26 protein-coding genes are annotated in these 25,711 nt (G+C 27.8%); 10 read left to right on the top strand and 16 right to left on the bottom strand.

From position 1 onward, the window contains the following. Nucleotides 1-6 precede the first annotated feature (6 nt). The 8 genes from AWT65_RS02770 (at nucleotide 7) to AWT65_RS02735 (ending at nucleotide 6,398) form a co-directional block, all read left to right on the top strand. Nucleotides 7-1,059: a SufD family Fe-S cluster assembly protein gene (locus tag AWT65_RS02770; RefSeq protein WP_066729153.1), complete on the top strand. Its 1,053-nt coding sequence runs from the start codon at nucleotides 7-9 to the stop codon at nucleotides 1,057-1,059. After that, on the top strand, nucleotides 1,059-2,264 hold the full coding sequence (locus AWT65_RS02765; protein ID WP_066729152.1) for a SufS family cysteine desulfurase: 1,206 nt from the start codon (nucleotides 1,059-1,061) through the stop codon (nucleotides 2,262-2,264). Before AWT65_RS02770 ends, AWT65_RS02765 begins: the two co-directional genes overlap by 1 nt. Beyond that, a complete protein-coding gene (sufU, locus tag AWT65_RS02760) occupies nucleotides 2,261-2,698 on the top strand; it encodes a Fe-S cluster assembly sulfur transfer protein SufU (RefSeq protein ID WP_066729151.1) in 438 nt (145 codons plus the stop codon). Before AWT65_RS02765 ends, sufU begins: the two co-directional genes overlap by 4 nt. Continuing rightward, complete coding sequence (gene dapD / locus AWT65_RS02755) at nucleotides 2,695-3,387, top strand: 2,3,4,5-tetrahydropyridine-2,6-dicarboxylate N-acetyltransferase (RefSeq protein ID WP_066729150.1); 693 nt, start codon at nucleotides 2,695-2,697, stop codon at nucleotides 3,385-3,387. Before sufU ends, dapD begins: the two co-directional genes overlap by 4 nt. Before the next feature lie 78 nt (nucleotides 3,388-3,465). After that, nucleotides 3,466-4,080, top strand: coding sequence for a hypothetical protein (locus AWT65_RS02750; RefSeq protein ID WP_066729148.1), 615 nt, complete (start codon nucleotides 3,466-3,468; stop codon nucleotides 4,078-4,080). Then, nucleotides 4,065-4,811, top strand: coding sequence for an ABC transporter permease (locus AWT65_RS02745; RefSeq protein ID WP_066729146.1), 747 nt, complete (start codon nucleotides 4,065-4,067; stop codon nucleotides 4,809-4,811). Before AWT65_RS02750 ends, AWT65_RS02745 begins: the two co-directional genes overlap by 16 nt. Continuing rightward, on the top strand, nucleotides 4,786-5,466 hold the full coding sequence (locus AWT65_RS02740; RefSeq protein WP_066729145.1) for an ABC transporter ATP-binding protein: 681 nt from the start codon (nucleotides 4,786-4,788) through the stop codon (nucleotides 5,464-5,466). Before AWT65_RS02745 ends, AWT65_RS02740 begins: the two co-directional genes overlap by 26 nt. Continuing rightward, nucleotides 5,466-6,398: an ABC transporter substrate-binding protein gene (locus tag AWT65_RS02735; RefSeq protein ID WP_083497800.1), complete on the top strand. Its 933-nt coding sequence runs from the start codon at nucleotides 5,466-5,468 to the stop codon at nucleotides 6,396-6,398. The genes AWT65_RS02740 and AWT65_RS02735 overlap by 1 nt, the downstream gene beginning before the upstream one ends. Before the next feature lie 31 nt (nucleotides 6,399-6,429). Here AWT65_RS02735 and AWT65_RS02730 read toward each other — a convergent pair whose 3' ends face one another. From AWT65_RS02730 to AWT65_RS02700, 7 genes are all read right to left on the bottom strand, one after another. Then, the gene (locus AWT65_RS02730) at nucleotides 6,430-7,569 is read right to left on the bottom strand and encodes a MalY/PatB family protein (protein ID WP_066729140.1); all 1,140 of its coding nucleotides are present in this window, start codon (nucleotides 7,567-7,569) and stop codon (nucleotides 6,430-6,432) included. Further along, nucleotides 7,559-9,127 carry a maltose/glucose-specific PTS transporter subunit IIBC gene (malX, locus tag AWT65_RS02725; protein WP_066729138.1) on the bottom strand — a complete coding sequence of 523 codons (1,569 nt, stop codon included), beginning with the start codon at nucleotides 9,125-9,127 and terminating at the stop codon, nucleotides 7,559-7,561. Before malX ends, AWT65_RS02730 begins: the two co-directional genes overlap by 11 nt. A 2-nt stretch (nucleotides 9,128-9,129) precedes the next feature. Then, nucleotides 9,130-9,912, bottom strand: coding sequence for a PRD domain-containing protein (locus AWT65_RS02720; RefSeq protein ID WP_066729136.1), 783 nt, complete (start codon nucleotides 9,910-9,912; stop codon nucleotides 9,130-9,132). A gap of 168 nt (nucleotides 9,913-10,080) precedes the next feature. Further along, nucleotides 10,081-11,247 (bottom strand): iron-containing alcohol dehydrogenase, encoded by a 1,167-nt coding sequence (locus tag AWT65_RS02715; RefSeq protein ID WP_066729134.1) that lies wholly within the window; start codon nucleotides 11,245-11,247, stop codon nucleotides 10,081-10,083. Further along, complete coding sequence (locus tag AWT65_RS02710; protein ID WP_066729132.1) at nucleotides 11,234-11,995, bottom strand: DeoR/GlpR family DNA-binding transcription regulator; 762 nt, start codon at nucleotides 11,993-11,995, stop codon at nucleotides 11,234-11,236. Before AWT65_RS02710 ends, AWT65_RS02715 begins: the two co-directional genes overlap by 14 nt. Then, nucleotides 11,992-13,110 (bottom strand): S-methyl-5-thioribose kinase, encoded by a 1,119-nt coding sequence (gene mtnK / locus AWT65_RS02705; RefSeq protein WP_066729125.1) that lies wholly within the window; start codon nucleotides 13,108-13,110, stop codon nucleotides 11,992-11,994. The genes AWT65_RS02710 and mtnK overlap by 4 nt, the downstream gene beginning before the upstream one ends. 24 nt (nucleotides 13,111-13,134) lie before the next feature. Next, nucleotides 13,135-14,427 (bottom strand): Na+/H+ antiporter NhaC family protein, encoded by a 1,293-nt coding sequence (locus AWT65_RS02700; RefSeq protein ID WP_157055045.1) that lies wholly within the window; start codon nucleotides 14,425-14,427, stop codon nucleotides 13,135-13,137. A gap of 251 nt (nucleotides 14,428-14,678) precedes the next feature. On the opposite strand from AWT65_RS02700, the gene AWT65_RS02695 reads away from it, so the two are divergent. Together AWT65_RS02695 and AWT65_RS02690 are read left to right on the top strand one after the other, a co-directional pair. Continuing rightward, nucleotides 14,679-15,728, top strand: a complete 1,050-nt coding sequence (locus AWT65_RS02695; RefSeq protein ID WP_066729238.1) for a s-methyl-5-thioribose-1-phosphate isomerase — start codon at nucleotides 14,679-14,681, stop codon at nucleotides 15,726-15,728. 16 nt (nucleotides 15,729-15,744) lie between these two features. Further along, nucleotides 15,745-16,332, top strand: a complete 588-nt coding sequence (locus AWT65_RS02690) for a class II aldolase/adducin family protein (protein WP_066729121.1) — start codon at nucleotides 15,745-15,747, stop codon at nucleotides 16,330-16,332. Between the two features lie 28 nt (nucleotides 16,333-16,360). On the opposite strand, the gene msrA is transcribed toward AWT65_RS02690, so the two are convergent. From msrA to groL, 9 genes are read right to left on the bottom strand one after another with little or no spacing between them, the layout of a single operon-like run. Then, nucleotides 16,361-17,221 (bottom strand): peptide-methionine (S)-S-oxide reductase MsrA, encoded by an 861-nt coding sequence (msrA, locus tag AWT65_RS02685; protein ID WP_066729119.1) that lies wholly within the window; start codon nucleotides 17,219-17,221, stop codon nucleotides 16,361-16,363. Nucleotides 17,222-17,236: 15 nt separating this feature from the next. After that, nucleotides 17,237-17,752 carry a hypothetical protein gene (locus AWT65_RS02680; RefSeq protein ID WP_066729112.1) on the bottom strand — a complete coding sequence of 172 codons (516 nt, stop codon included), beginning with the start codon at nucleotides 17,750-17,752 and terminating at the stop codon, nucleotides 17,237-17,239. Then, entirely contained in the window at nucleotides 17,749-18,885 is a 1,137-nt protein-coding gene (gene nagA, locus AWT65_RS02675) for an N-acetylglucosamine-6-phosphate deacetylase (RefSeq protein ID WP_066729107.1), read from the bottom strand. Before nagA ends, AWT65_RS02680 begins: the two co-directional genes overlap by 4 nt. An 11-nt stretch (nucleotides 18,886-18,896) precedes the next feature. Next, on the bottom strand, nucleotides 18,897-20,117 hold the full coding sequence (gene pepT, locus AWT65_RS02670; RefSeq protein WP_066729106.1) for a peptidase T: 1,221 nt from the start codon (nucleotides 20,115-20,117) through the stop codon (nucleotides 18,897-18,899). Further along, complete coding sequence (gene coaBC / locus AWT65_RS02665; protein ID WP_066729104.1) at nucleotides 20,099-21,307, bottom strand: bifunctional phosphopantothenoylcysteine decarboxylase/phosphopantothenate--cysteine ligase CoaBC; 1,209 nt, start codon at nucleotides 21,305-21,307, stop codon at nucleotides 20,099-20,101. Before coaBC ends, pepT begins: the two co-directional genes overlap by 19 nt. A gap of 13 nt (nucleotides 21,308-21,320) precedes the next feature. Continuing rightward, complete coding sequence (locus AWT65_RS02660) at nucleotides 21,321-21,776, bottom strand: DUF441 domain-containing protein (RefSeq protein ID WP_066729102.1); 456 nt, start codon at nucleotides 21,774-21,776, stop codon at nucleotides 21,321-21,323. Beyond that, nucleotides 21,769-22,908, bottom strand: coding sequence for a pyridoxal phosphate-dependent aminotransferase (locus AWT65_RS02655; protein ID WP_066729100.1), 1,140 nt, complete (start codon nucleotides 22,906-22,908; stop codon nucleotides 21,769-21,771). Before AWT65_RS02655 ends, AWT65_RS02660 begins: the two co-directional genes overlap by 8 nt. A gap of 3 nt (nucleotides 22,909-22,911) precedes the next feature. Continuing rightward, nucleotides 22,912-24,111, bottom strand: coding sequence for a pyridoxal phosphate-dependent aminotransferase (locus AWT65_RS02650; protein WP_066729098.1), 1,200 nt, complete (start codon nucleotides 24,109-24,111; stop codon nucleotides 22,912-22,914). A gap of 3 nt (nucleotides 24,112-24,114) precedes the next feature. Next, a complete protein-coding gene (groL, locus tag AWT65_RS02645) occupies nucleotides 24,115-25,710 on the bottom strand; it encodes a chaperonin GroEL (protein WP_066729090.1) in 1,596 nt (531 codons plus the stop codon). Nucleotide 25,711: the final 1 nt, after the last annotated feature.

Below are 25,711 nucleotides of genomic sequence, written 5' to 3'. Positions count from 1 at the left end.
GGCTTTATGAAAAAATATGAAGAATTACAAAAACCATATTGGAAAAGATTAAAATATGCTCCGACTGAAACAATAGAACAAAAAGAATATAATATAAATAATGTTACTTTTCTTAATATGGATCAAAATGGTATAAATATATCAAAATATTGCGAAGATAGACCAGAACCCTATCGTGGTTTAGGGGAATATCATGAAATAGAAAATAAGCAAAGATTAAATAATAGCCTTGCTTTAAATATATCTAGCAAGTTAGAAAAAATGATAGCTATAAAATTTGATTTTAATAATATTTCTGATACTCTAATTAATGGAATAAATATAAACATGGAAAAAAATTCAAGGGCAAAACTTTTAATATTCTATGAATCTGCTGATAAAAATGAACATTATCACAATGGATATATAAGAGTTAATCTAGCTGATAACTCAGAACTTGAGCTTATAAATCTACAAAATTTAAATGGTTTTTCTAAGAATTTTACACAAACTGACTTTGTTTTAGATAATAATGTAAAACTTAATTATTATGACTTAGAATTAGGTGCAAAGATAAATGCTGTTGCTAGTAAAGCAAGATTTTTAGGTGAAGGCTCTGAAGTCTTATTCATACCTGCATATTTGGTTGATGAACACAGAAAAGCTGATTTTGAATATTCACTTTTATTCCATGGTAAAAGAAATAATGGAAATATAGAAGGTCGTGGTGCAACGAAGGATCATGGTTTGAAAATATTTAGAGGAAATATATATTTCTATAGAGGCTGTAGCAAATCAAAGGCAAGCGAAGGTGAATTCTCTATATTACTAGATGATACTATTAAAATTCATTCGATACCAGCTATGCTTTGTGACGAAGATGATGTTCTTGGTGCTCATGCTGCTTCTGTTGGAAAAGTTAATGAAGATAGATTATTTTATTTAATGTCTAGAGGTTTCAATTCAAAAGAAGCTAAAAAAATAATTGTAGAATCTTCTTTCAGACCAATATTTGAGAGAATAGAATTTGAAGATATTAAAGAAAAAATGTTTAAAGAAATTAATAATAGGATGCTATAATGGAAAAAAATTTAAGGGAACATTTTCCCATATTTAAAAATAAAGATATTGCATACTTTGATAGTGCTGCAACTACACAAAAGCCACAAATGGTAATTGATGATCTTGTAGAATATTATACAAATTTCAATGCTAATGCCGGTCGTGGTTCATATGAACTTTCTATGTTAAATACTTCTATAATAGAAAATACTAGACAAAAGGTTAAAGATTTTATTGGTGCTGATGATAGTGGCGAAGTAATTTTCACAAAAAATTGTACTGAAGCTATTAATCTTGTAGCCTATTCTTATGGCTTAAGTTTTTTAGAAAAAAATGATGAAATTCTTTTATGCGTTTCAAATCATCATGCTAATATTGTTCCTTGGCAATTCATAGCTAAAAAAGTTGGTTGTACTTTGAAATTTTTCTATTTAGATAAAGATGGTCAAATTGATCTTGAAGATTTCAAATATAAGGTTAATGAACGAACAAAAATTGTTTCTTTATCTTCTGTTGTAAATACAACAGGAATAATACAAGACTTTAAAACTGTTATTGATTATGCACACAAATATAATGCTCTTGTTTTACTAGACTGTGCTCAGTCTATTACACATTTCAAACATGAAGTTGCCAAATGGGATGCTGATTTCATAACTTTTTCTGGGCATAAAATGTACTCTGCCTTTGGTGTTGGAGTGCTTTATGGTAAAAAAGAATTGCTTGATAAGATGCCCCCATTTATTTACGGTGGCGATATGATAGATTATGTTGAAGAACAATATTCAACTTTTGCTCCCCTTCCACATAAATTCGAAGGTGGAACTATGGATACTGCAGCTATATCATCATTATCTAGAGCTATAGATTATATAAATTTAATTGGCTTTTCCGAAATAAAAAAAATAGAATATGATCTTTTATTTGATCTTTTATGTAAATTGAATTCCTTAGATTTTGTAGAAACTTACTACATCGAAAATGTTGATAGAGTACCTATAGTTGCCTTTAATGTAAAAGGAGTACATTCACATGATACTGCCTTTATATTAGATAAATACAAGGTAAATGTTCGTTCTGGTCAACATTGTACAGCACCTTTACATCAATTTATGAAAATTAATTCTACTTGTAGAATAAGTTTTAATATCTATAATACTTATGAAGATATTGATGTATTAATAGAAGGTTTAAAAAAAGTAAAAGAGGTTTTTAATTTATGACAGATATAGAAAAAATTTATCAACAAACAATTTTAGAGTATAATAAGAGAAAAGATTTAAAAAAAGAAATTGAAAATCCTAGTTTTGTTGAAAGAGGTCATAATCCTAGTTGCGGTGATGACTTAACTTTACTTGTTAGAATAGAAAATAATATGGTTTTAGATGCTTCATTCATTGGTAGTGGTTGTGCTATTTCTACAGCTTCAACAGCTATGTTAATCGATGATATAAAAGGTAAAAATTTAGAAGAAGCTAAAAAAATTGTTGAGAACTTTTTTACCATGATGAAGGAACACAAAGAAGGAGATTTTAATCTTTTAAAAGATGCCATTTTAATGGAATATGTTAGAGATATGCCTGCACGAATAAAATGTGCTACTTTAAGTTGGCATAGCTTTGAAGTAATTTTAGATAAGGAGAAAAATAAAAAATGACTAATCGAGAAAAAACAGAAGAGATAATTTCATATCTCGCAACTTCACCAAAAAAAACACCTTGTGAACTTATAACTGATGAAGAAATAAAAAACACTTATTCTTGTAAAGTTATAGGTAAAAAAGATATCAAAATCATTTATGGTGAAGTCGATGAAATACAAAAGATAATAAAAGAAAATAATTTAAAAAATTATCATTTCAAAAATGATAGAAGAAACTCTGGTGTACCCTTACTTAATGTAGCAAATATCAATGCTAGAATAGAACCTGGTGCTATTATTCGTGAAAAGGTTGAACTTCAAGATAAATGTATAATTATGATGGGTGCAATTATTAATATCGGTGCTAAAATTGGAAAAGGTACAATGGTTGATATGGGAGTAGTTATAGGTGGTAGAGTTCAAGTAGGAGATAATTGCCACATAGGTGCAGGTACTGTATTAGCTGGTGTTATAGAACCACCTTCAGCAAAACCTGTTGTCATTGAAGACAATGTAATAATTGGTGCAAATGCTGTAGTTTTAGAAGGTGTCAGAGTTAAAAAAGGCTCAGTTGTTGCTGCTGGTGCTGTTGTAACTCAAGATGTACCAGAAAATGTAGTTGTTGCTGGAATGCCAGCTAAAATTATTAAAAAAGTTGATGAAAAAACTGAGAGTAAAACTGAATTAGTTGATAGTTTAAGATAGGGGCTGTAATGCCCCTATTTATTGAATAAATACACTTAGTGTGTTATACTTTTTTTACATACTATTTAATGGAGGTTTATGAAAAAATATATTTTACTTAACCCTGTTGTAATTAATTCATACAATTTATCTTTTTTAGAAAAAAAATTAAATAATCTTGGTTTTAGTTTAGTTTTTTCAAAAGAAGATCAGGCAAAAATAGTGAAAAATGAATATAAAGCTTTATTACAAAAAGAAAAAGGTACTATTTTAGATCAAAGATGCCCTTTAATTGTAGACTATTTCAAAAAATCTAAACTTAATGTGAAATTTCATAATATTGAGCCTATTTTAATTCACATTGCAAAAGAAATAGCATATAGAGAAGACTTAGCTGACGGTCAAAAATGTATAATAACCCCTTGTACTGCGTTAAAAAAATATGGAAATTCTTTAAATTTAAAAAATACATTTTTTTTAACCTGGGATGAATTTTGTAATAAGTATTCACTCAATTTAAAAGGAAAAAAACTAGATAATAGTCCTATTCCTTTTGGTTTTTTTTCTGATATTGAAAAAAATGTTATTTCAGTTGAAGAAAAAGATTTAAAAAATATTTCAAATGTTTCAATTAAAAAAGTTAGGCTAATTGAAGGATTGTATTGCCATAATGGCTGTCATAATGGAGATGGTGTAAAATGCATAAAAAAATAAAAGCTTTTTTTTCTTTAATTATTTGTATTTTAATATATCACATATTAACTATTACCAATATTTATAACCCTTATGTTTTACCACCCTTAAAAGATATCATATTTAGTTTTGTAGAACTAATTAAGGATAAAAGCTTAATTATAAATGTATTTGTTAGTTTGAAAAGAGTATTTTTTGGTTTTTTCATTTCATTTTTATTTGCAAGTACATTTGCTATATTAGAATATCGTTATAGAAAATTCATTGCTTATTATGACTGGTTTTTGCAATTTATGAGAAACATACCACCGCTAAGCCTTATTCCACTTCTTATACTTTGGTTTGGTATAGGAGAAACATCAAAATTAATTATTATTATTTTGGCTTCTTTTTTTCCAATGTATCTTAATTTTGAAAAAGGTTTATTATGTTGTGATCCAAAATTAATAGAAGTGGGAAAAGTTTTTAATTTTAGTAATAAAAAGATATTTTTAAAAATTATTCTTCCTAATGCTTTACCTGATATTTTAGTTGGTCTTAGATTAGGTTTAGGATATAGTTATCGTGCGATAATAGGTGCTGAACTAATTGCAGCAAGTCAGGGTTTAGGATATATGATTAATTTTGCAAAATCTATGTCAAGAATCGATATTGTTATTGTAGGAATAATTGTTATTGGAATTTTAGGTTATCTTTGTGATTATATCTTTAAGAGGTTGATTATTTATGATAGAAATAAAAAATTTAGTTAAAAAATATGATGAGCATCTTATTTTTAATAATATTAATTTAAGTATAGACAAAAATAAAATTACTATTATCTTAGGAAAATCTGGTTGTGGAAAAACTACTCTACTTAGATTAATTAGTGGTTTAGAAAAATATGATTCTGGAGAAATTCTTCTTCCTAATCTTAAATGTTCATATATTTTTCAAGAGCCTAGATTACTTCCTTGGTTAACAGTTTTTGAGAATATAAAGCTTGTTAATGAAAATTTATCTACAGATGAGATCAATAAATTAATAACTATGATAAATTTGGATAAATTTGGAAATTCCTATCCTAATGAATTATCCGGTGGTATGAAAAGTAGAGTTAATTTAGCAAGAGCTTTTGCATATAAGCCAAATTATTTGCTAATGGATGAACCTTTTTCAAGTTTGGATGATTTTACAAGAATTAAAATGCAACAGGAATTATTAAAATTATATAACAAAGAAAAATGTGGCATACTTTTTGTGACACATAATATCGATGAAGCTCTTATGCTAGCAGATAAAATCATTGTCTTAAAAAGTGGTGAAATATATTCTACATATTCAATAAATAGTAAAATACGAGATTTATTAAGTGATGATTTTATCAATTTAAAAAGAAAAATTCGTGATGATATTTGGAGGTTATGATGAAAAGAATTATAAAATTACTTATTTTATTTACATTACTATTTTCATGTTCTAATAAAACAAAATCAAGCTTTAGTACAAAAAATTTAACTGTAACTTATGTTACTTCACCTTTAAATGTTCCTTCTATTATTGAAAAACAAAATTCTATTTTTTCAAAATATTTAAAGGATGTTGATATTAAATATGCTGAAATTACAAGTGGTGCTGATCAAAGTCAAGCTCTAGCTTCAGGTTCTGTACAAATTTTAAATGCAATTGGTGGTTCTTCAGTAATAGCTAGTGCTGCAAATGGTGCAGATATTAAGATATTAAATATCTATTCTCGTGCTCCAAAAGCCTTTGCTTTATTCTCAAAGGATGCTACATTAAATAGCCCTGAATCTTTAAAGGGAAAAACAATAGCAGGACCTATGGGAACTAATTTACATGAATTACTTGTTTCATATTTAAAAAGCAAAAATTTAACTATAAATGATGTTAAATTTGTAAATATGAGTATTCCTGATGCACTAGCAGCTCTTTCATCTGGTAGCATTGATGTTGCCCTACTTGGAGGACCTGCAGCATATAAGGCTGAAAAAGCAGGTTTACATAAGATAACAGATGGTGAAGGTTATATAGAAGCTCTTATCTGTGTTGCAACTACACAAAAGTATTATAATGAACACAGAGATATAATTGATGCTTTCTTAAAAGCTCAAAAAGAAGTTCTTGACTTTATGAAAAATAAACCTGAAGACACAAAGAAAATTGTTTGTGAAGCTTTAAAATTAGATAATCTTGCTTATGATACTATGTTTAAACAATATAACTTTGAATCTAAAGTATCAGATAAAGACATTGAAGGTCTACAAAAAACAGCAGACTTTATGTACCAAAACAAGATGATAAAAAATCCTATACAAGCAAAAGATTTAATAATAAAATAAAATGTAGGCGTGGAATAAACCACGCCTACTTTTATCTATAGAGTAACATTCTATTTAAAACAGTTTTTAAAGTCTTCATTGTGCAGCCTAAATTCAATCTTACCCAACCTGAATCACTTTTTTCTGAAAAATATGTTCCATAAACTGGTAATACTTTTATCTTATCAAAATATTTCTTCATTTCTTCTTCTGATTTAAATAATTGTTTCATATTAATCCAAGCAAGAAACCCTGCTTGTGCTTTCATTACTTGTATATTAGGTAAATTATTCTTCATAAATGACTCAAAATATTCAAAATTTTTATCAATATACTCATTTAATTCTTTCACCCATTCATCACATTCAGTATATGCTGTAATATGTGCTGCTTGCATAAATACATGCGGTGAGGTTACATAAACTTTTTCAAGATATTTTAGCATTTTATCTCTAATATCCTTATTTTGGATAATTATATAACTTCCTTTCAAGCCTCCTAAATTAAAAGTTTTATTAGGTGAACAACAAACTATAGCATTATTTGTTAAATTTAGAATAGAAACAAAACTTTCATCTTTTCTTAATATATCCCTATGTACTTCATCACTTACAAGTAATACTTTATATTTTTCACATAAGTCTACAACTTTTTGTAATTCTTCCCTTGTCCAAATTCTACCACTTGGATTTTGAGGATTACATAAAATATATATTTTAACCTTATATTTTATTATATCCTCTTCTAATTTTTTAAAATCAATATAATATTTATTATCCTTTTCTACTAATTCATTTGCTATAACAGTACAATTATTTCTTCTAACTGCAAGAACAAAAGGTTCATAACAAGGCGTATTAATTAATATATTTGAATGTTCTTTTGCAAAACATTGAACTATATAATGTAAAACTGAACATGTCCCAAAGACTAATTTTATATCTTCTTTTTTAATATCTACCCCTAGTCTTTTTTTATGCCAATTAATAAGTGCATTATAGTATTCATCTCTTACATAGGTATAACTATAGTCTGAACTTTTTGCAACTTTTTCTAGTGCTTTTTGTATATTAGGACAAACTCTGTAATCAAGATCTGCTATATTCATTGGTATAACACCTTTTTCCAAGCGATCCCATTTTCTTGTATATGTCTTACTTCTATCAAATTCTTCATCAAAATTATATTTCATTGTTTTTTAACACTTCTTCCATTCCTGTTTTCAAGCTTTGAACTTGAGCTCCTATTATTATTTGAACATTATGATCATCTAATTTAACTATACTCAAAGAACCTGCTTTTTTCAATGTCTTTTCATCCATTAAACTAATATCATCCAATACTAATCTAAGACGAGTTACACAATTATCTAATGTTTTTATATTCTTTGCTCCTCCTAAAGCTTTAACGAATACTTTTGGATCATAAATTCCATTTCCCTTTGAGAATATCTTTATATCATCATTGGCATCAATTTTTTCTCTTCCAGGTGTAGGTACATCATGCTTCATAATATACCATTTAAATACAAAGAAGTATATTGCAAACCAAATTATACCAATAGGAATTATTAAATACCACTTAGTTGCTTTACCTTGTAAAATACCAAAGATGATAAAGTCAATTACACCACCATCAGTATTACCTATGCTAACACCTGCTAATGAAACTACCATTAGTGATAACCCTTGCATTATTGAGTGGAAGACATATAAAGTTGGTGCTATGAATAAAAATAGAAATTCTATAGGTTCTGATATACCTGTTACAAATGAAACCAACATAGCTGAAACAAGCAATCCTTTAATTGAAAATCTATTTTCTTTTTTAGCACAATAATATATAGCACAGCCTATTGCTGGTAGTGCAAACATAAATGTTGGCATAAATCCTTGTGATAAGAATGATGTTGCACTTCTACTTATTGGAAGTCCAGCTTTTAATTGAGAATAAAATATATTAAGTGCTCCTGATACTTCAGTTCCCTTTACAATTTCAGTACCACCTATAGGTGTAAATCTTACTAAAGCAAGTAAAATATGATGCATTCCAAATGGTTTTAATATTGCCAAACCTAATCCGTATAAAAATGGTCCAAATATTCCTGCTTTTTGTATTAAATATCCAACTCCATTGATTCCTTTAGAAAATATAGGCCAAATTAAAGGAATTATTAAACCTACTATTGATAATACAAGAACTGAAACTATAGGCACAAATCTTAAACCACCAAAGAATGAAAAAGCATCTGGCATCTTTATGTCTTGATATTTTTCATGCAAATAATACACTATTAATCCTGCTATAATTCCACCTAATACTCCCATTTCTATTGTTTGTATTCCAAATACAAAACCTTGTCCACTTGTCTTAACTAATTCTTTTGCAGCTAAGCTATTAGTTTGTGTTAGGTAAAAATTTATTGATAAATTCATTGCAACATAACCTGCAAATCCTGCAAATACTGCAACTCCTTTATTTCTTTTTGCCATTCCCAATGGAATACCCATTGCAAACATACAAGGTAAATAAGTAAATCCAAATGAACCTACAACTGTTAAATAATTAAAGAATAATTGTATAAATTTATTCCCCAAAAAAGGTATTTTTTCTATTAAGATAGGTGATGTAATTGAACTACCTAGACCTAATAATATACCCATAAACGCCAAAGTTGCTACTGGAAACATAAATGTTTTTCCTAATTCTTGAAAAAAGCTTAATACTTTTGTTTTCAAATCTTTCGCCATTTCTAACCCTCCATAAATTCTTTTAAATATATAATTAAATAGACACATTCATTTATACTCAAATTTTTATTAAACTTGCTTATGCAATATATATCTATTTTTTTTACTATATTTGCTACATCTTTAAAATTGTTTACTAACAAATTATATACATCTGTTATATTATTTTTTTCTTCTTCATTATTTATTTTTTGAATAACTAAATATTTTAAATAATTAACTAATCTTGAATATTTTTTAAAATCTGAAAAGCTTTCTAAATTAGCTTCTTTTTTTATAATATTCTCAATTTCATTTATGTAACTCATAATTTCTACATTTTTCTTATTTTCATAAATTGCATTTATCAAGTGTATAGTGATAAAGCCAGCATCATCTTCTGATAAAAGTACATTTGTTTTTTGATAAATATATGAAATTGTGTCAATTGCCAAAGAAAATTCTTTTGGATACATCGCCTTTATTTCATTTATTAAATAATTACTAACAATAATATTATTTAATTTTCTATTAACTGCATTGTATATATGATCAGTTAAGGTAATATATAGGCTTGAATTTAATTTTATTTTTGCCTTTTTTTCATAAATTTCAATTATATCCTTTGTATATTCATAATATTTCAATGGTATATCATATAAAAAATATTTTTTATCATCTGAATTTTCGTCAATTATATCTCCTATTTTTTTTGAAAACCCTATTCCTTTTCTTAAAATTACAAATTCTTTATCTTTGATTTTAGCTATTATTGTATTATTATTTAAAATTTTAATTATTTCCATTTTCACACCTCAAAAAAAAAACCTAGAAAGCATTAAAAAAGAATGCATTTTCTAGGTTACGCTCCGAAAAAGATGACGCCCTTCATGACAATAATATATTTTAACTTGAAATTTTCAATAGTCAATTTTTTTTTAAAAAAATACACCCATCAGGGTGCATTTACATATTTATTTTGCCAATTTAAGAACTTCAACTATTTCTTTTGAAAGTAAAGGCATATAATGTCCTATTTTAGCTGTATCATTTTTTGTAGCATTCAAGCCCATTTGCATAAATTTATCATCATTTATACCTATTTCACTTAATTTTGTTCTCATACCTATTGATCTATAGAAGGCTTCCAAATTATCTGCCAAAATATTTGCCATTTCTTCATAAGTATAATTCTTGTAATCTACATTGAATACACGATTAGCTAATTGTGCTAATTTCTTAGGCTTTTTAGTAGCCATATATCTTGCATATGCTACCATTGTAAGTGCCATTCCTTCTCCATGTGTTAAACCATAAAAATTACTTATTTCATGTTCTATTCTATGAGAAGCCCAATCTGCCATTCTTCCTGAATCTAATATATTATTATGTGCTACAAGAGAAATTAAAAATATTTCAGATCTTGCTTCTATATCATCAGGATTTTTCATTAGTCTTTTAGCATTTAACATTAAAGCCTTAAGTAAACCTTCTATCATATAGTCTGTTGCATCAACATGTTCTACATCAGTATAATATCTTTCTATCAAATGTGAACTTGTATCTGAAATTCCACAAGCTATTTGATACATTGGTAAACTCTTTGTATAACTTGGATCAATAATTGCAAATTGAGGAATGATAAAGTCATATTCTATACCTAATTTATGAGTATCATCTGAAATTATAGAACAATTAGATGTTTCTGAACCACTAGAAGCTATAGTCGAAATAACTCCTATTGGTAAAGCTTCCTTAGGTTCCTTTTCATAGGTATAAAATTTCCAAACATCTTCAGAACTTTTAGCACCAACAGCTGTAGCTTTCGCGGTATCTGTAACAGATCCTCCACCGACTGCTAATATAAAGTCTATTCCTTCTTTTTTAGAAAGATCAACAAGCTCTCTTACAAGTTCTACTTTAGGATTAGGAACTATGTTCCCATTTTCTATTAATTTTATATCTAGTTTATCACATACTTTTTCAATACATTCATGTATTTTTAAATCAAATATGTACTTTCCACTATATAATAATAGCATTTTTTTTACTTTTAAATCTTTTAATTCTCCTTCTAAATTTTCAATTGAATTTTGTCCGAAAATAACTTTAGCATTATTTTTATAACTAAAATTTAACATCTATTCCTTCTTTCTTGAAAAATTCATTCCACTTTTTATTTATTTTTTTATCTGTAATAATTGTATCAATATTTAGATTTTTCGAAAAAACTGTTGCACTAGCTTCTGCTAATTTTGTATGATCAAGTAATAAAATTCTATTTTTAGATCTCTTCAACATTGTTGTTCGTATCTTCAAATCTTCCATAGTATTATCTCCTAAACCAAATTCCATATCTATACAAGGAAAACTAACAAAAGATATATCTGAAACAAAGTAATTCAAATAATCCATAACACTATGTCCTATAAAAGAATTACTATTTGTTTTTAAAATACCTCCAGCTAAAAATAGGGTTATTTTGTCTGAAGTTGAACAAACATTTGCTATTTCTAACGAATTTGTAATTATACTTACAGACATTTTTAAATCAACTATTTTTTTAGCTAATTCCAAACAAGTTGTACTAGAATCTAAAGTTACTAGCATATTTTCTTTAATATATTCCTTTGCTATATCTGACATATACATTTTTTCTTCTTTCAAAAAAGTCTTTTTTAAATTAGTTGGAAGACTTTTATCATATACATCTGCAAGATATGCCCCTCCATGAATTCTAATTAACTTTCCTTGTTTTTCTAATTCAATAATATCTTTTCTAATAGTTTCTTCACTACACTTTAATTCTTTAGTAGTTTCCGCAATAGATATAGTACCATTTTCATTTAGTGTTTTGATAATTCTCTTATGTCTTTCTAATTTTATCACTGAAATAAGTCCCTTCCTTTACATATTTCAAATCTATTCATAATCAAATATATCCCAACTTTTATCAATTCTTTTTCTATTGTTACACTATTTCCTTCAACAATTTCCTTAGTCTTTGTATCTCCTACAACTCTACGAATTATTTCTGTACCTGCATATCCACAAGTATCTGCTTTTATACTATTTATAAAATATCTCTTAAATTCTTTATTTTTATAAAGTTTAAAAGTAACTAATTTATCATATTCTTGTTCCAATTTTTCAAAAGTTTTATCAAATATTTCAACAATACATTTATGTAACCATACTTTTTTTGAATAAAAAAGTGGGAAAAATAGATTTGCTATAACATTACCTATATCATACCCCATAGGTCCATAAAATGCAAATTCTGGATCTATAATCTTTATTCCTTTATTACAAACAAATATTGAACCAGAATGAAAATCTCCATGTATTAATGCTTGTGCATTATTCATAAAATTATATCTTAATTTACATATTTCAGTTTGCAAATTTTCATTGTTATATAAATTTTCATCTACAAATTTTTGTAAGTCTTTTTTTATTACATTTCTATTTTTATAATTATAATACGGTTCAGTTAAAACTAAATCTTCTGATATATCGCACATATCTGGATTTATAAAATATTTTACAAGTTTCTTCTTTTCCTTGCTATCCATAACCAAATCAGAAGTTGCAAGCATTGATTTAGCCAAAAATTCTGCTATTTCTTCTGACAAAAATGGTATTTCTTCTGAATCTTCAAGTAAAAATCTTAAATTCTTATATTCAGATATATCTTCCATAATAATAGTATTTAAATTTTCATCATATTCATATACTTTAGGTACAAAACCCGGAGCATACTTATCTTCTAATTTTAAAGTCCTACATTCAACCTTTGATCTATAAAGATCCAAAGGTCGTTTTGATGAACGAAGTAAAACATCTGATTGTTTAACTACAATACTTTTATCTTTTGAAGATACTATAAATACATAGTTAATATTTCCATTTCCAATTTCTTTTGCAACTAATTCTTCATCACTTCTAAAATATTTTTTTGAAATCAAATATTTTTTTATACTTTCTGTATTTAATAAAGCCATTTTAACCTATTATCCCCCTTTTTATTACTTTTTCATTTTTTTATTTGGCCAACCTAATAATATTGATGTTAAACCAAATACTATCATTAAAATTGAATACCAATTGTATGGCATAATAGAAATAGGTGATACTTTAGCTATTGCCCCTGCTATTAATAATTGCCCAGCATAAGGTAATAAACCATTAAAGGCTGATGAAAACAAGTCTAATATACTAGCTGTTCTTCTTCTATCTATATCAAATTTGTCAGATATTTCCCTTGCTATAGGCCCTGCTGCTACTATAGAAACTGTATTATTTGTAGTTGCAATATCTAATAAACTAACTAATAAAGCAATTGATAATTCTGCTCCTTTTTTAGACTTTGTTCCTTTACATAATTTATATAATAGATAATCTATTCCACCTAATTTATTCATTATCATTACTAGACCACCAACTACTACACAAATTATAGCCATATCTTCCATCCATTTCATACCTGTATGTATAACTGTAAATACATCTACTAATGGAAAGTTTCCATGTGCAACTCCAATAACTAACCCTGAAATAACCCCAATTGCTAAAACTTTCATAACATTCATTCCTAATAATGAAAGAACAATTATTAATATATATGGTATTAAATTAACATAATTAATATTAGTAAAATTAGTCGCATTTGCTTGCACATGTTGAAATGCTAGAAAAATAACATTTAATATAACTGCTGGTAAAACCATTATTATATTAACAAAAAATTTATCCTTCATTTCAATTTCTTGAGTTCTAGTAGCAGCTATAGTAGTATCTGAAATAAATGACAAATTATCTCCAAACATAGCTCCACCTACTACTACACCTGATAACATTGCTACATTTACACCTGTACTATTTGAAATACCTACAGCAATAGGCATTAAAGCTGCAATTGTTCCCATTGATGTTCCCATTGAAAAACTTAAAAGACATGCTATTAAGAAAAGCCCTGGTAAAATTGCATTAGATGGTAAAATATTAAGACCTAAGGCAACAACAGTATCAACTGCTTTCATACTATTGGCTACACTATAAAATGCTCCAGCTAATAGATAAATTATAACCATTAAAATTAAGGTCTTTTCTCCTCCACCTTCACAATATTCGTCTACAGCATTATCAAAACTCTTTTTACCATATTTTGTATATAAGGCTATAGCAACTGCTGATGCAATAAATATACCTACTAATAGAGGCAATTTATCGAATTGTTTAACAAAAATTCCAATCAAGGCATAAATCACTAAAAATACGATTAATGGAACTAAACCCAAAAAATTTCCCTTTTTTTCCATAGTAAAACACTCCCTATTTTTAATCATGTTCTGATATAGTATACTTTAAAATTTGCAAAAATCAAGCTAAAAATAGGGATTTTTTGTATTTTATAGGTTTTTTTATTTTTAACTCCCAATATTTCACAATTTCATCTCTTTATTTTATTTATTTTCTTTATGTAAAATTTGACTTTTTTGGGAAATGTGGTATATATATAGTATAAGACATTATCATTTAGAAAGGAAATGAAATAGGTATGGAAAGTAGTATTAAACGGGAAGACTATAATATGCCTTTCATGTTAACTTATGAAAATGTAGCATGGTTTGATGAAGAAAAAGCCACTGTTAGAATTTTGGACAGAAGAATTTATCCAGAAAAAGTTATATTTGTTGAATGTAAGAATCATAAAGAAGTCGCACAAGCTGTAACTGATATGGTTACACAAAGTGCTGGTCCATATACAGCTGTAGGTATGGGTATGGCTTTAGCCGCATATGAATGCAAAGACTTGGATATAAATGCTCAAATAGAATATTTGGAAAAAGCAAGCTATACTTTAAGTCATGCAAGACCAACAACAGTTAATAGAATGGAAAAAATTACAAAATCTTGCTTAGAAGTTGGTAAAGCTGCTCTTAAAAAGGGTGAAAAAGCATATATTGCTATAAAAAATGATACTATTAATTCACTTAATAGAAGATATAGCATTATGGAACAAGTTGCAGTCCATCTAGCAAGTCAAATAAAAAATGGTGATAAAGTACTAACTCAATGTTTTGGTGAAACAATTATTGGGATGTTAATAAGGGTATTAAAAAGGGAAAATAAGACTGATGTTAAATTTTATTGTGCAGAAACAAGACCATATTTCCAAGGAGCAAGACTTACTGCCACTTGCTTCAGAGAAATGGGCTTTGACACAACAATTTTGTGCGATAATATGATAGCCTATGCAATGAAGTATGAACATATTTCATTATTCACATCTGCTGCTGACACAATTACAAGAGCTGGATATATTGCTAATAAGGTAGGTACTCTACAAATTTCAATGCTTGCAAAAGAATTTGGAATTCCATATTTTGTTACAGGCATACCAGATGTAGACAAATATACTGAAAACGATATTAAAATCGAATTACGTGATCCAAGTCTAGTTTTAGGGAAACATACTTATAAGGGTGTAAAAGCAATATATCCATCATTTGATATTACTCCTCCTCATTTAATAAGTGGTGTCGTAACAGATAAAGGAATATATAGTTCTTATGATCTAGAAACATATTTCAAAAATGATGTTAAAAGATTTTACTAGAAAGGAAAGGTACTCAATGAATATAAAGAAAATGATAGTAGAAGTAGGAAATCGTATGTATAATACAAAACTTGTTGCTGGAACTAGCGGGAATATAAGTGTAAGAAATCCTGAAAAAGAAGATAGTTACTTTATCACACCTAGTAGCATCCCTTATGACCAAATTACAGAAGACGATATTGTTGAAATAAATTCAAAAGGTGAACCTTATATAAAAGGTTTAAGACCTTCATCAGAATGGAGATTACATGTACAAATATATGAAAAATATCCTAAATATAATGCTATCGTACATACTCATTCAACAATAGCAACTGCATTTGCTGTTAATCATGAAGATATACCATTGATTCTAATAGAAATGAAACCTTATTTAGGTGGTCCAATAAAAGTCACTCCATTTAGACCTGCTGGAAGTCCAGAGTTAGGCGAAGTTGTAGTGCCTTATCTAGAAAATAGAAATTCTTGCCTATTAGCAAATCATGGTACAGTTAGCTGTGGTGCTACTTTAGAAGATGCATTTATTTCTGCTGAATATGTTGAAGATGCAGCAAAAATATATTATTATGCAAAAACTTCTGGAACACCTGTAATTCTTGAGTAAAAAAGACTGATTTACATCAGTCTTTTTTTTATACAAATTTCATATATTCTTTATAGCCTCTTTTTTCCATCTCTTCATAAGGTATAAATTCTAAACTTGCACCATTTATACAATATCTCAATCCTTGACTTTCATCAAAGACATGACCTAAATGATTATTTCCAGACGAACTTCTAACTTCTATTCTGTCCATACCATATGAATTATCTTTTAAATATTCTACTGCATCAGTTACTATTGGCTTTCTAAAACTTGGCCAACCACAACCTGCATCGAACTTTTCACTTGACGAAAATAGAGGGACCTTTGTTAATTTGTCTACATATATACCTTTTCTAAATTCAGTATTTAATTCACTTGAATTTGGAAATTCTGTATAATTTTCTTTCATAACTCTATAGCTCAAATCATCTAAATTAGCTAAATTCAAATCAATATGACAATATGCATTAGGATGTTTATCTAAATAATCTTGATGATATTCTTCTGCTTTTATAAAATTTTTAAGTTCTTTAACCTCAACTGCTATAAGCCCATATTTTTGTTTCATTTCATTTATTACTTCATTTATTAGAGCAAGATCTTCTTTGTCTACATAATAAATTCCTGTTCTATATTGTCTTCCCACATCATTGCCTTGCTTGTTAATACTTGTTGGATCTATAACTCTAAAATAATAAAGTAAAAGCTTTTTTAAACTTATCTTACTCTCATCATATATTATTTTAAGAGTTTCAGCATGATCAGTCTCAAAAATATGTTCATAGTCTGTATGCTCTGTTAAACCATTTGCATAACCAACAGTAGTTTTTATAACACCTTCAATTTTTTTAAAATATGCCTGTGTCCCCCAAAAACAACCTGCAGCTAAGTAAATTTCTTTCATCATTTAATTCTCCTAATATCATCTGTAATAATCATCTATCACATAAAATTTTCCATTATATTCATTTCTGAATAATTCCAAAGTCATTACTCTTCCATTTCTATAAATTGAATAACCCAAATCTACATTACTTTCATATGTATCATCATATGAATCTATATATCTATATAAATATCTTCTACCCTTATAGTAATTATATGTTCTATCTGTTTCTACTAAATTATATTTTCTACCATATCTATATACATACTTATCTGGTTTTCTTTCAACTTTTATTATGCTATCCCAAGGATCATTCTTTTTTAAATTATCTGTATTAATTATTTTAGACCATTCTTTATCCTTTTTAGCTTCTTTTATATATTGAGCTTTCTTTTCATCAACTCTTCCTTGATAATATCCATCATTATAGTCATAATTATAATCATAATTATAATCATCATAATAATCATATGGATAACTTATTAATAAGTCAGTACAACTTGTATTAACTATTGCCATTGCTATTAGCATACCTAAATATTTCATTTTCATAATTGAAACACCCCTTCAACCATAGTATTAATTATTTTATAATCATCTGTAATAATAACTAAATCTGCATCATAGTTTGCTTTTATATATCCTTTTCTATCATCAATTCTTAATAATCTAGCTGGATTTGATGTACAAGCATTTATAGCATAATTAAATGGAACTTGTGCCTTTTCTACTACAACCTTTAACCCATCTATAATTTTTAAAATTGAACCTGCAAGAGAACCTGATTCTCTTCTTGCACTTCCATCTTCTGAAACTATTACTTTTTCACCTCCTAGATAAAATTCTGTCCCCTTATATGCTTTTGCTGACATAGAATCACTAACCATAATAGCATAATCTGGTCCTTTTGACATAAAGAATATATTTATTACTTCAGGTCTAATATGAATTCCATCACAAATAATTTCTGAATAAACATCTCTAATTCTTAAAGCTGCTCCAACTTGACCTGGTTCTCTATGATGTAAACCTGTCATTCCATTAAAAGTATGTGTTAATAACTTAGCTCCATTCGCTATTCCCATCATAGCTTCATCATAACTTGCTCCACTATGTCCTACACTAACTATTACTCCTCTATTTGTTAAATTTCTAGTTAAATAATAATCCTTATCTTTTTCAACAGCTACTGTCATTATTAGTAACAAATCCTTACAAGCTTTTTGAAATCTATCAAATTCTTCTAAATTTGGTGAAACTATACAAGATTCTGGTTGTGCTCCCTTATGATTAACATCCAAAAAAGGCCCTTCAAAATTTATTCCTAATATTTTAGCACCAGTTTTTTGTGTTTCTTTTGCTTTAACAAGAGTTTCTGAAGCTTTTTTAAGAACTTCTTCAGTTTGTGTTACTGTTGTAGGACAAAAAGATGTAACTCCTTCTTTTGGTAAATAATTTGCCCATTTTTGTATTTCTTCAACATTTGATACATTAGCTTCTACATTAACTGCTCCATGTGTATGTATATCAATAAATCCTGGTACAATTCTTTTATTTCCAAAATCACAATCTACCTTTGTAGCTTTATCATACGAAAATATTCTTTTTATTTTTTTCCCTTCTATTTCTAATATAGCTGGTATAAAATTATTTCCTATCCAGATTCTTTCACTTCTTATTAACATTTTTACTCCTTTTATTCTTGTGATAAACTAATTATTTCTAAGACTGTATCTCTTGCTTTCAACATATCTTCAACACAGGCTATTTCATATTGACCATGAAAATTTTCTCCACCAACAAAAAGATTAGGGCACATAAGACCCATATATGTTATCTTAGAACCATCTGTTCCTCCTCTTATTGGTTTAACATCAACAGCTATTTTTAAATTTTCCATAGCTTTTTTGGCGATATTAACACTTCTCATATCATTTTTTATTAAATCTCCCATATTATAGTATTGATCAAATAACTTATATTGTATAACTTTTCCATATTTTTGTTCTATTTTTTTTGCTATGTCTACACAAAATTGTTTTCTAGCTTCAAATTTTTTCTTATCATGATCTCTAATAATATAGGTCATATTAGCTTCTTCTATTCTTGTTTCCATATTATGTAACAAATAAAAGCCCTCATACCCTTCTGTTTTTTCTGGAACTTCATTTTTAGGGAACATGCTAGCTAATTCTACTGCTATTAAATTAGCATTTATCATTTGATCTTTTGCTGTACCTGGATGAACCGATACTCCTTCTATTTTATACTCAATTTGTGCAGCATTAAAGCTTTCATATTCTAATTCACCTAATGGTCCTCCATCTAGAGTATATGCATAATCACAATTAAAATCTTTAATATCAAAACTATCTGCTCCTCTACCTATTTCTTCATCTGGTCCAAAAGCAATACGAATTTCTCCATGTTCAATTTCAGGATGTTTTAATAAATAAATTATAGCATCTAATATGGCAACTATTCCAGATTTGTCATCAGACCCCAATAAAGTTGTCCCATCTGTTGTAACTAATGTTTTTCCTATATACTTTTTTAAATTAGGAAATTTTTCAACAGTCATAACTATATTTTTTTCTTTATTCAATACAATGTCACTACCATCATATTTTTCTATAATTTGAGGATTAACTCCTATAGAATTGAAATCTGCTGTATCAACATGTGATATAAAGCCTACTTTGGCATATTTTTTTGTAGTATTTGCTGGTAAAGTTGCTGTTAAAAACCAACCTTTTGTAATATGTACATCTTCTAAGCCTAATTCTTCTAACTCACTTTTTAACATAAAAAGAAAATTTTCTTGAACCTTAGTTGAAGGTATAGTAGAACTTTTTTCATCTGACCTTGTATTTATTTTTGCATAACGAATAAATCTTTTTAATAATGTTTCGCCCATAGACCCCCCTTTATAGTTTCTAAGATTTTCTTAGCTATATTATCTTTTATATCCTTTTCAATTTTTTTAACATCCCCATCTTTATTAAAGATATATACTTCATTGTAGTTAGAATTAAAACCTATATTTTTATCTGATATATCATTTAATACCAAATAGTCAAGATTCTTCTTCTTTAATTTAATCTTTGCATTTTCCATAATATTATCTGATTCTGCTGCAAAGCCAACCAAAATATATTTTCTTTCTTTGACCTTAGATAATTCTAATAATATATCTTTGTTAAGTTCTAGTTCAAGCTTAAATTCTTTCATAGTATCTTTTTTGATTTTTTTATCACTTATATTTTTAACTCTAAAATCTGATACAGCTGCACATTTAATAATATAGTCCATATCATCTTTTTTACTCATTACTATATTATACATTTCTTTTGCACTATCACAATAGATTACTTCTTTCAAATTTATTGGTACTTTCAAATCTTTTCTTGTAGACACCAAAGTTACTTTAGCACCCATCAAGCTTGCCATTTTTGCTAAACTATAGCCCATTTTACCACTTGAATTATTTGATATATATCTAACAGGATCTATTTTTTCTTTAGTTCCTCCAGCTGTTATTAAAATATTTTTATCCTTTAATTCATTATTTTTTTCAAGTTCAAATGATATTATTTCTACTATATCCAAAACATCTGGCAATTTACCCTTACCTATATCATCACAGGCTAAATGCCCAGTTACTGGTTCAATAATACTCATTCCATAATTTCTTAATGTAGATATATTTTTTTGTGTTATACAATTTTCATACATATTTGTATTCATTGCAGGAAACACCATAATATCCTTAGGCTTTGCAACCAAAAGTGCTGTACTTGCAAAATCATCTGCTATTCCATTTGCCATTTTTGCTATAAGATTAGCTGTTGCAGGTAATACTATTACTTTACTTGCTTCTTTTACTAATTGTATATGCGATACATAATTAGAGTCCTTATCGCAAAACATATCTACATATACCTTATTCTTAGTTAAAGTTTCAAATATTAATGGACTTATCATCTTAGTAGCATTCTTTGTCATAATAACCTTAATGTTATACCCTAGTTTTTTTAAGCTAGAACAAACATCAACTGCCTTATAGCAAGCTATGCTACTGCTTACTATTATTAAAACCATTTTCATTTATTTTACCTCTTTATTTAAACTTATCTATTAATTGAAAAATTGCATAAGTTGCTCCACTTGCGATAATAGGGCCAGATGCTGTCCCTTTAAACACAACTAACCCTACTATTGTTCCTATACTAACTGCTATTACTATTTGTGGATTAATTACTTGTATTTGTATACCTTTAGTTGATAGTATAGAAGTACCAATACCTGCTATTATTGCTATTATCCCTTTATATCCAACTAAAGTCTTACCTAACTGATCGAAACTTATCATACCAAGTGCAATAGGTGCTAATATTGCAACCGTTATGACGTATAGCCCTATTCGTATACCCATAGTCTTTGCAATATTAAGATTTTTTTCATGATATGGAAGTAGTGCTAATATTAAAACTGTAAGTGTCGCATAAAGCATTATTTTATTCTTACTAAATATGCTTAATAACGCTATTATTATTAACAATATATACTTACTCATTAAAATATTTCTCCATTCTATCAAGGGCTTTTTGTAATTCTGGTATATCTTTTGTTATTGAAAATCTAACAAAGCCCTCTACCATAAAGCATTCTCCGGGAACTATACCTATGTGCAAATTTTCTACTATTTCATTTACAAAATCCATAGATTTTTTATTTGATAATTTTCTATAATCTGCAAATAAGTAAAATGCTCCTTCTGGTTTTATAACCTTAAACCCTATTTTTTCTAAACCTTTTGCAAAAAAATCCATTCTTTCCTTATTTTCTTTTACTATATCTTCCCTAGTTGGGCAAACTTGTAAAGCTTTTATACCACCATATTGAGCTATAGTTGTAATCCCTGTTGTTGTATATTGACTAACTTTTATAAAATTATCAATAAAATATTTTGATGCTAACATATAGCCTAGTCTATATCCTGTCATTGAATGTGATTTTGAAAATCCATTAATTATTACAACCTTATCTAATAAATCATGATATTTTGCAAAAGAATTATATTTTTCAAAAGCTAATGAAGCATAAATTTCATCACTCAATACATAAATGTCATGTCTTCTTATTACATCGGCTATCTTATCCATTTCTTCTGCATCTATACAAATTCCTGCTGGATTATTGGGATAAGTCAATATTATTGCCTTTGTCTTTTTATTTATTGCTTTTTCCAAGGTACTAGCCTTCAATTTGAAATTATCTGCACTTGTATCAAGATATACTTCTATTCCTTTTTGCAATTTTATATTAGGTGCATAACCTGGATAAGTAGGAGTAGGCATAATGACCTCATCTCCTTCACCTATTAATGATCTAATAAAAGTTGAAAGCCCTTCAGTAGACCCAACTGTTATTAAACAATTTTCTTCTTTATATTTTCCACCAAAATATTTATTATAGAATTTAACTATTTCTTGCTTTAATTCTGGCATACCTCCTGTTGGGGCATAACCTATTTTATCGTTCAATAATCTACATGCCATTTCTATTTTTACACAATCTGGCAAATCTTGCGATGGCTCGCCTATAGTTAAATTTATTCCATCTTCATAAGCATTCATTTTAAATGCTATTTGTCTTATTTTTGAAATTTCTATATTTTCTATGATACTATTAACTTTACTTTTCATTTTCTATCCTTTATATACTTCTAACGCTTTTTTTAATACTTCTATTCCTCTTATTATATCCTTAGGATTGTATGTACAAAAAGAAAATCTTGCTTCTTGCTTTCCTTTATCGTGATGTTCAATAGAATAAAACCCTGCACCCGTTGCGAACATAATTGTCTGCTTTTCATATCTAAAATCTGTTAAAAGCCATTTAGCAAATTCTTCAACATCTTTAACTGGTAATTTTACCAAAACATAAAAGGCACTATCTGGTTTACATAAACTAATTCCCTTAATTTTACTAAGTTCATAACAAAGAGTATCTCTTCTTCTTTTATATTCTTTTCTAACCTCTGACATATATAAATCTATACCACCTAATAAGCTAGTAGTTGCATATTGTTCTATAGTTGAAACTGATAATCTTGCCTGACATAATTTTAAAATTTGTGCCATTAATTCTCTATTTCTAGAGGCAACAACTCCTATTCTTGCACCACAAACACTATAATGCTTTGATATACTATCTACCATTATTGCTCTATCTTCTATACCTTTTATATTCATAATTGATATAAATTTTGTAGATTTTTCATAGATAAATTGTTTGTAAACTTCATCTGAAATTAGATATAATTCATGTTCTAATGCCAATTCTTTTAGAATATTCAATTCATTTTCTGTCAACACTACACCTGTAGGATTGCAGGGATTAGAAAATAGAATGGCCTTTGTTTTAGCTGTTATTAATTTTTCTATTTCTTTTTTTTCTGGTAATCTATATTTTTTTTCTAAGGTAGTCACTATAGGTACTAATTTAGCATCTGATTTTCTTAAGAAACTATCATAATTAGAATAATATGGTTCTGGAACCAAAACCTCATCTCCTGCATTACAAATAGTTGTTATAGCAAATTCTAAGGCTTCACTTCCACCATTAGTTACAACTAATTCTTCTTCATCTAAATTTATATTATTCCTTTTATATGATTCTGAAAAAGCTGTTAAAAGTTCTGGTAATCCTTGTGAATTTGTATATTTTACTATTTTCTCTTGATAATTTGTGACACCATTAAAAAATGAATCTGGTGTTTTTACATCCGGTTGTCCTATATGAAAACCAAAAACTGTTACACCTTCACTTCTAGCTTTATCTGCCAAAGGCACTAATTTTCTAACTGGTGAATATTGCATATTCTTTATTCTATTTGAAAAATCCATAGCCTACCCCATCATTTTATTATTTTCATCTTTCTTTTCATCTGCTATTGCAACTTCAGTAGTTATAAATATAGCTCCTGCAGAAATTGCATTCTGTACTGCTGCTCTTGTAACCTTTGCTGGATCTAATATACCCTTTTGTACCATATCTACATATTCTTCTGCTGAAGCATCAAATCCAACATTTTCTTCAGTTGTTATTAGTTTTTCTATTATTTTTTCTGCTTCTAAACCAGCATTAAGAATAATTTGTCTTAAAGGTTCATACATAGCTCTTTTTACTATTTCACAACCTATTTGTTCTTCTCCTGATAAAGTGAAATCTTTCATAGCAGCTGAAATTTTAGCTAATGCTGTTCCTCCACCTATAACTACTCCTTCTTCTATAGCAGCCTTAGTTGATGATAAGGCATCTTCTATTCTCATTTTCATTTCTTTCATTTCAGTTTCAGTTGCAGCACCAACTCTTATAACTCCAATACCATCTGAAAGTTTTCCTAATCTTTCTCTTAATTTTTCCTTATCATATTCTGATGTTGTTTGTTCTATTTGTGCTTTTATTTGTTCTTGTCTTGCTTTAATTTCACCTTTATAACCTTTACCATCTACTATTGTAGTTTTTTCCTTTGTTATATTAACATTTTTTGCTTGTCCCAAATCTTCTACGCTTGCATCTTCTAATTTCATAGCCTTATCTTCTGAAATTACTTGAGCTCCTGTTAAAATAGCAATATCTTCAAGCATTTCCTTTCTTCTAGAACCAAAGGCTGGTGCTTTAACACAAACAACATTCAAAGAACCTCTTATCTTATTAACTACAAGAGTAGCTATAACTTCTGCTTCTATATCATCTGCTATTATTACTAAAGGTTTTGAAGTTTCAATTACCTTTTCAAGTAAAGGTAAAATTTCTTTCATACTATTTATTTTTTTATCTGTTAATAATATATATGGATTTTCCATATTTGCTGTCATTCTTTGTGTATCATTAACCATGTATGCTGACATATATCCATTATCAAATTGCATTCCTTCAACAATTTCCAAATTTGTTTCAAGTGATCTAGATTCTTCAACTGTTAAAACTCCTGTTTTACCAACTTTTTCTATGGCTTTTAAAATCAACTCTCCTATATGTTCATTATTAGCTGATACTGTAGCAACATTTTTTATTTCATTATCAGATGCTACAGGTCTTGATAAATCTTTTAATCTACGTAAAACTTCTGCTCCTGTTTTTTCTATACCTTTTCTTATTAACACAGGATTTTTACCCTTAGATACAACTTCTAAACCTTGATTGATAATACATCCTGCCAAAACTGTAGCCGTAGTTGTACCATCACCTGCTATATCATTTGCCTTAGTTGCAACTTCTTTTACAATTTGTGCTCCCATATTTTCTATAACATCTTCTAATTCAATTTCTCTTGCTATAGTAACTCCATCATTTGTAATAATAGGTGCTCCAAAGCCCCTATCTAATACAACATTTCTTCCCTTAGGTCCTAAAGTTACCTTAACAGAATCAACTAAAATATTAACTCCTTTTTTTAAAGATTCTCTTGCACTTTCATCAAATTTAATAATTTTGCTCACT

The organism is Sneathia sanguinegens, assembly GCF_001517935.1.
Lineage (GTDB): Bacteria > Fusobacteriota > Fusobacteriia > Fusobacteriales > Leptotrichiaceae > Sneathia > Sneathia sanguinegens.
Note: the sequence above shows the minus strand (reverse complement) of the source record. Positions and strands in the feature narration are given on the sequence as shown.

What these genes read in the sequence shown, in the direction of transcription:
- AWT65_RS02715 (WP_066729134.1), bottom strand. Translation starts at nt 11,247, where the DNA reads ATGTTAAATTTTAGTTATAAAAATAATGCTAAAGTTATTTTCGGACAA.
- sufU (WP_066729151.1), top strand. Translation starts at nt 2,261, where the DNA reads ATGACAGATATAGAAAAAATTTATCAACAAACAATTTTAGAGTATAAT.
- malX (WP_066729138.1), bottom strand. Translation starts at nt 9,127, where the DNA reads ATGGCGAAAGATTTGAAAACAAAAGTATTAAGCTTTTTTCAAGAATTA.
- msrA (WP_066729119.1), bottom strand. Translation starts at nt 17,221, where the DNA reads ATGATGAAAGAAATTTACTTAGCTGCAGGTTGTTTTTGGGGGACACAG.
- AWT65_RS02690 (WP_066729121.1), top strand. Translation starts at nt 15,745, where the DNA reads ATGAATATAAAGAAAATGATAGTAGAAGTAGGAAATCGTATGTATAAT.
- coaBC (WP_066729104.1), bottom strand. Translation starts at nt 21,307, where the DNA reads ATGAAAATGGTTTTAATAATAGTAAGCAGTAGCATAGCTTGCTATAAG.
- AWT65_RS02730 (WP_066729140.1), bottom strand. Translation starts at nt 7,569, where the DNA reads ATGAAATATAATTTTGATGAAGAATTTGATAGAAGTAAGACATATACA.
- AWT65_RS02750 (WP_066729148.1), top strand. Translation starts at nt 3,466, where the DNA reads ATGAAAAAATATATTTTACTTAACCCTGTTGTAATTAATTCATACAAT.
- AWT65_RS02735 (WP_083497800.1), top strand. Translation starts at nt 5,466, where the DNA reads ATGAAAAGAATTATAAAATTACTTATTTTATTTACATTACTATTTTCA.
- AWT65_RS02745 (WP_066729146.1), top strand. Translation starts at nt 4,065, where the DNA reads ATGCATAAAAAAATAAAAGCTTTTTTTTCTTTAATTATTTGTATTTTA.
- AWT65_RS02765 (WP_066729152.1), top strand. Translation starts at nt 1,059, where the DNA reads ATGGAAAAAAATTTAAGGGAACATTTTCCCATATTTAAAAATAAAGAT.
- nagA (WP_066729107.1), bottom strand. Translation starts at nt 18,885, where the DNA reads ATGTTAATAAGAAGTGAAAGAATCTGGATAGGAAATAATTTTATACCA.
- pepT (WP_066729106.1), bottom strand. Translation starts at nt 20,117, where the DNA reads ATGGGCGAAACATTATTAAAAAGATTTATTCGTTATGCAAAAATAAAT.
- dapD (WP_066729150.1), top strand. Translation starts at nt 2,695, where the DNA reads ATGACTAATCGAGAAAAAACAGAAGAGATAATTTCATATCTCGCAACT.
- AWT65_RS02680 (WP_066729112.1), bottom strand. Translation starts at nt 17,752, where the DNA reads ATGAAAATGAAATATTTAGGTATGCTAATAGCAATGGCAATAGTTAAT.
- AWT65_RS02650 (WP_066729098.1), bottom strand. Translation starts at nt 24,111, where the DNA reads ATGGATTTTTCAAATAGAATAAAGAATATGCAATATTCACCAGTTAGA.
- mtnK (WP_066729125.1), bottom strand. Translation starts at nt 13,110, where the DNA reads ATGGCTTTATTAAATACAGAAAGTATAAAAAAATATTTGATTTCAAAA.
- AWT65_RS02720 (WP_066729136.1), bottom strand. Translation starts at nt 9,912, where the DNA reads ATGGAAATAATTAAAATTTTAAATAATAATACAATAATAGCTAAAATC.
- AWT65_RS02740 (WP_066729145.1), top strand. Translation starts at nt 4,786, where the DNA reads ATGATAGAAATAAAAAATTTAGTTAAAAAATATGATGAGCATCTTATT.
- AWT65_RS02700 (WP_157055045.1), bottom strand. Translation starts at nt 14,427, where the DNA reads ATGGAAAAAAAGGGAAATTTTTTGGGTTTAGTTCCATTAATCGTATTT.
- AWT65_RS02770 (WP_066729153.1), top strand. Translation starts at nt 7, where the DNA reads ATGAAAAAATATGAAGAATTACAAAAACCATATTGGAAAAGATTAAAA.
- AWT65_RS02660 (WP_066729102.1), bottom strand. Translation starts at nt 21,776, where the DNA reads ATGAGTAAGTATATATTGTTAATAATAATAGCGTTATTAAGCATATTT.
- AWT65_RS02655 (WP_066729100.1), bottom strand. Translation starts at nt 22,908, where the DNA reads ATGAAAAGTAAAGTTAATAGTATCATAGAAAATATAGAAATTTCAAAA.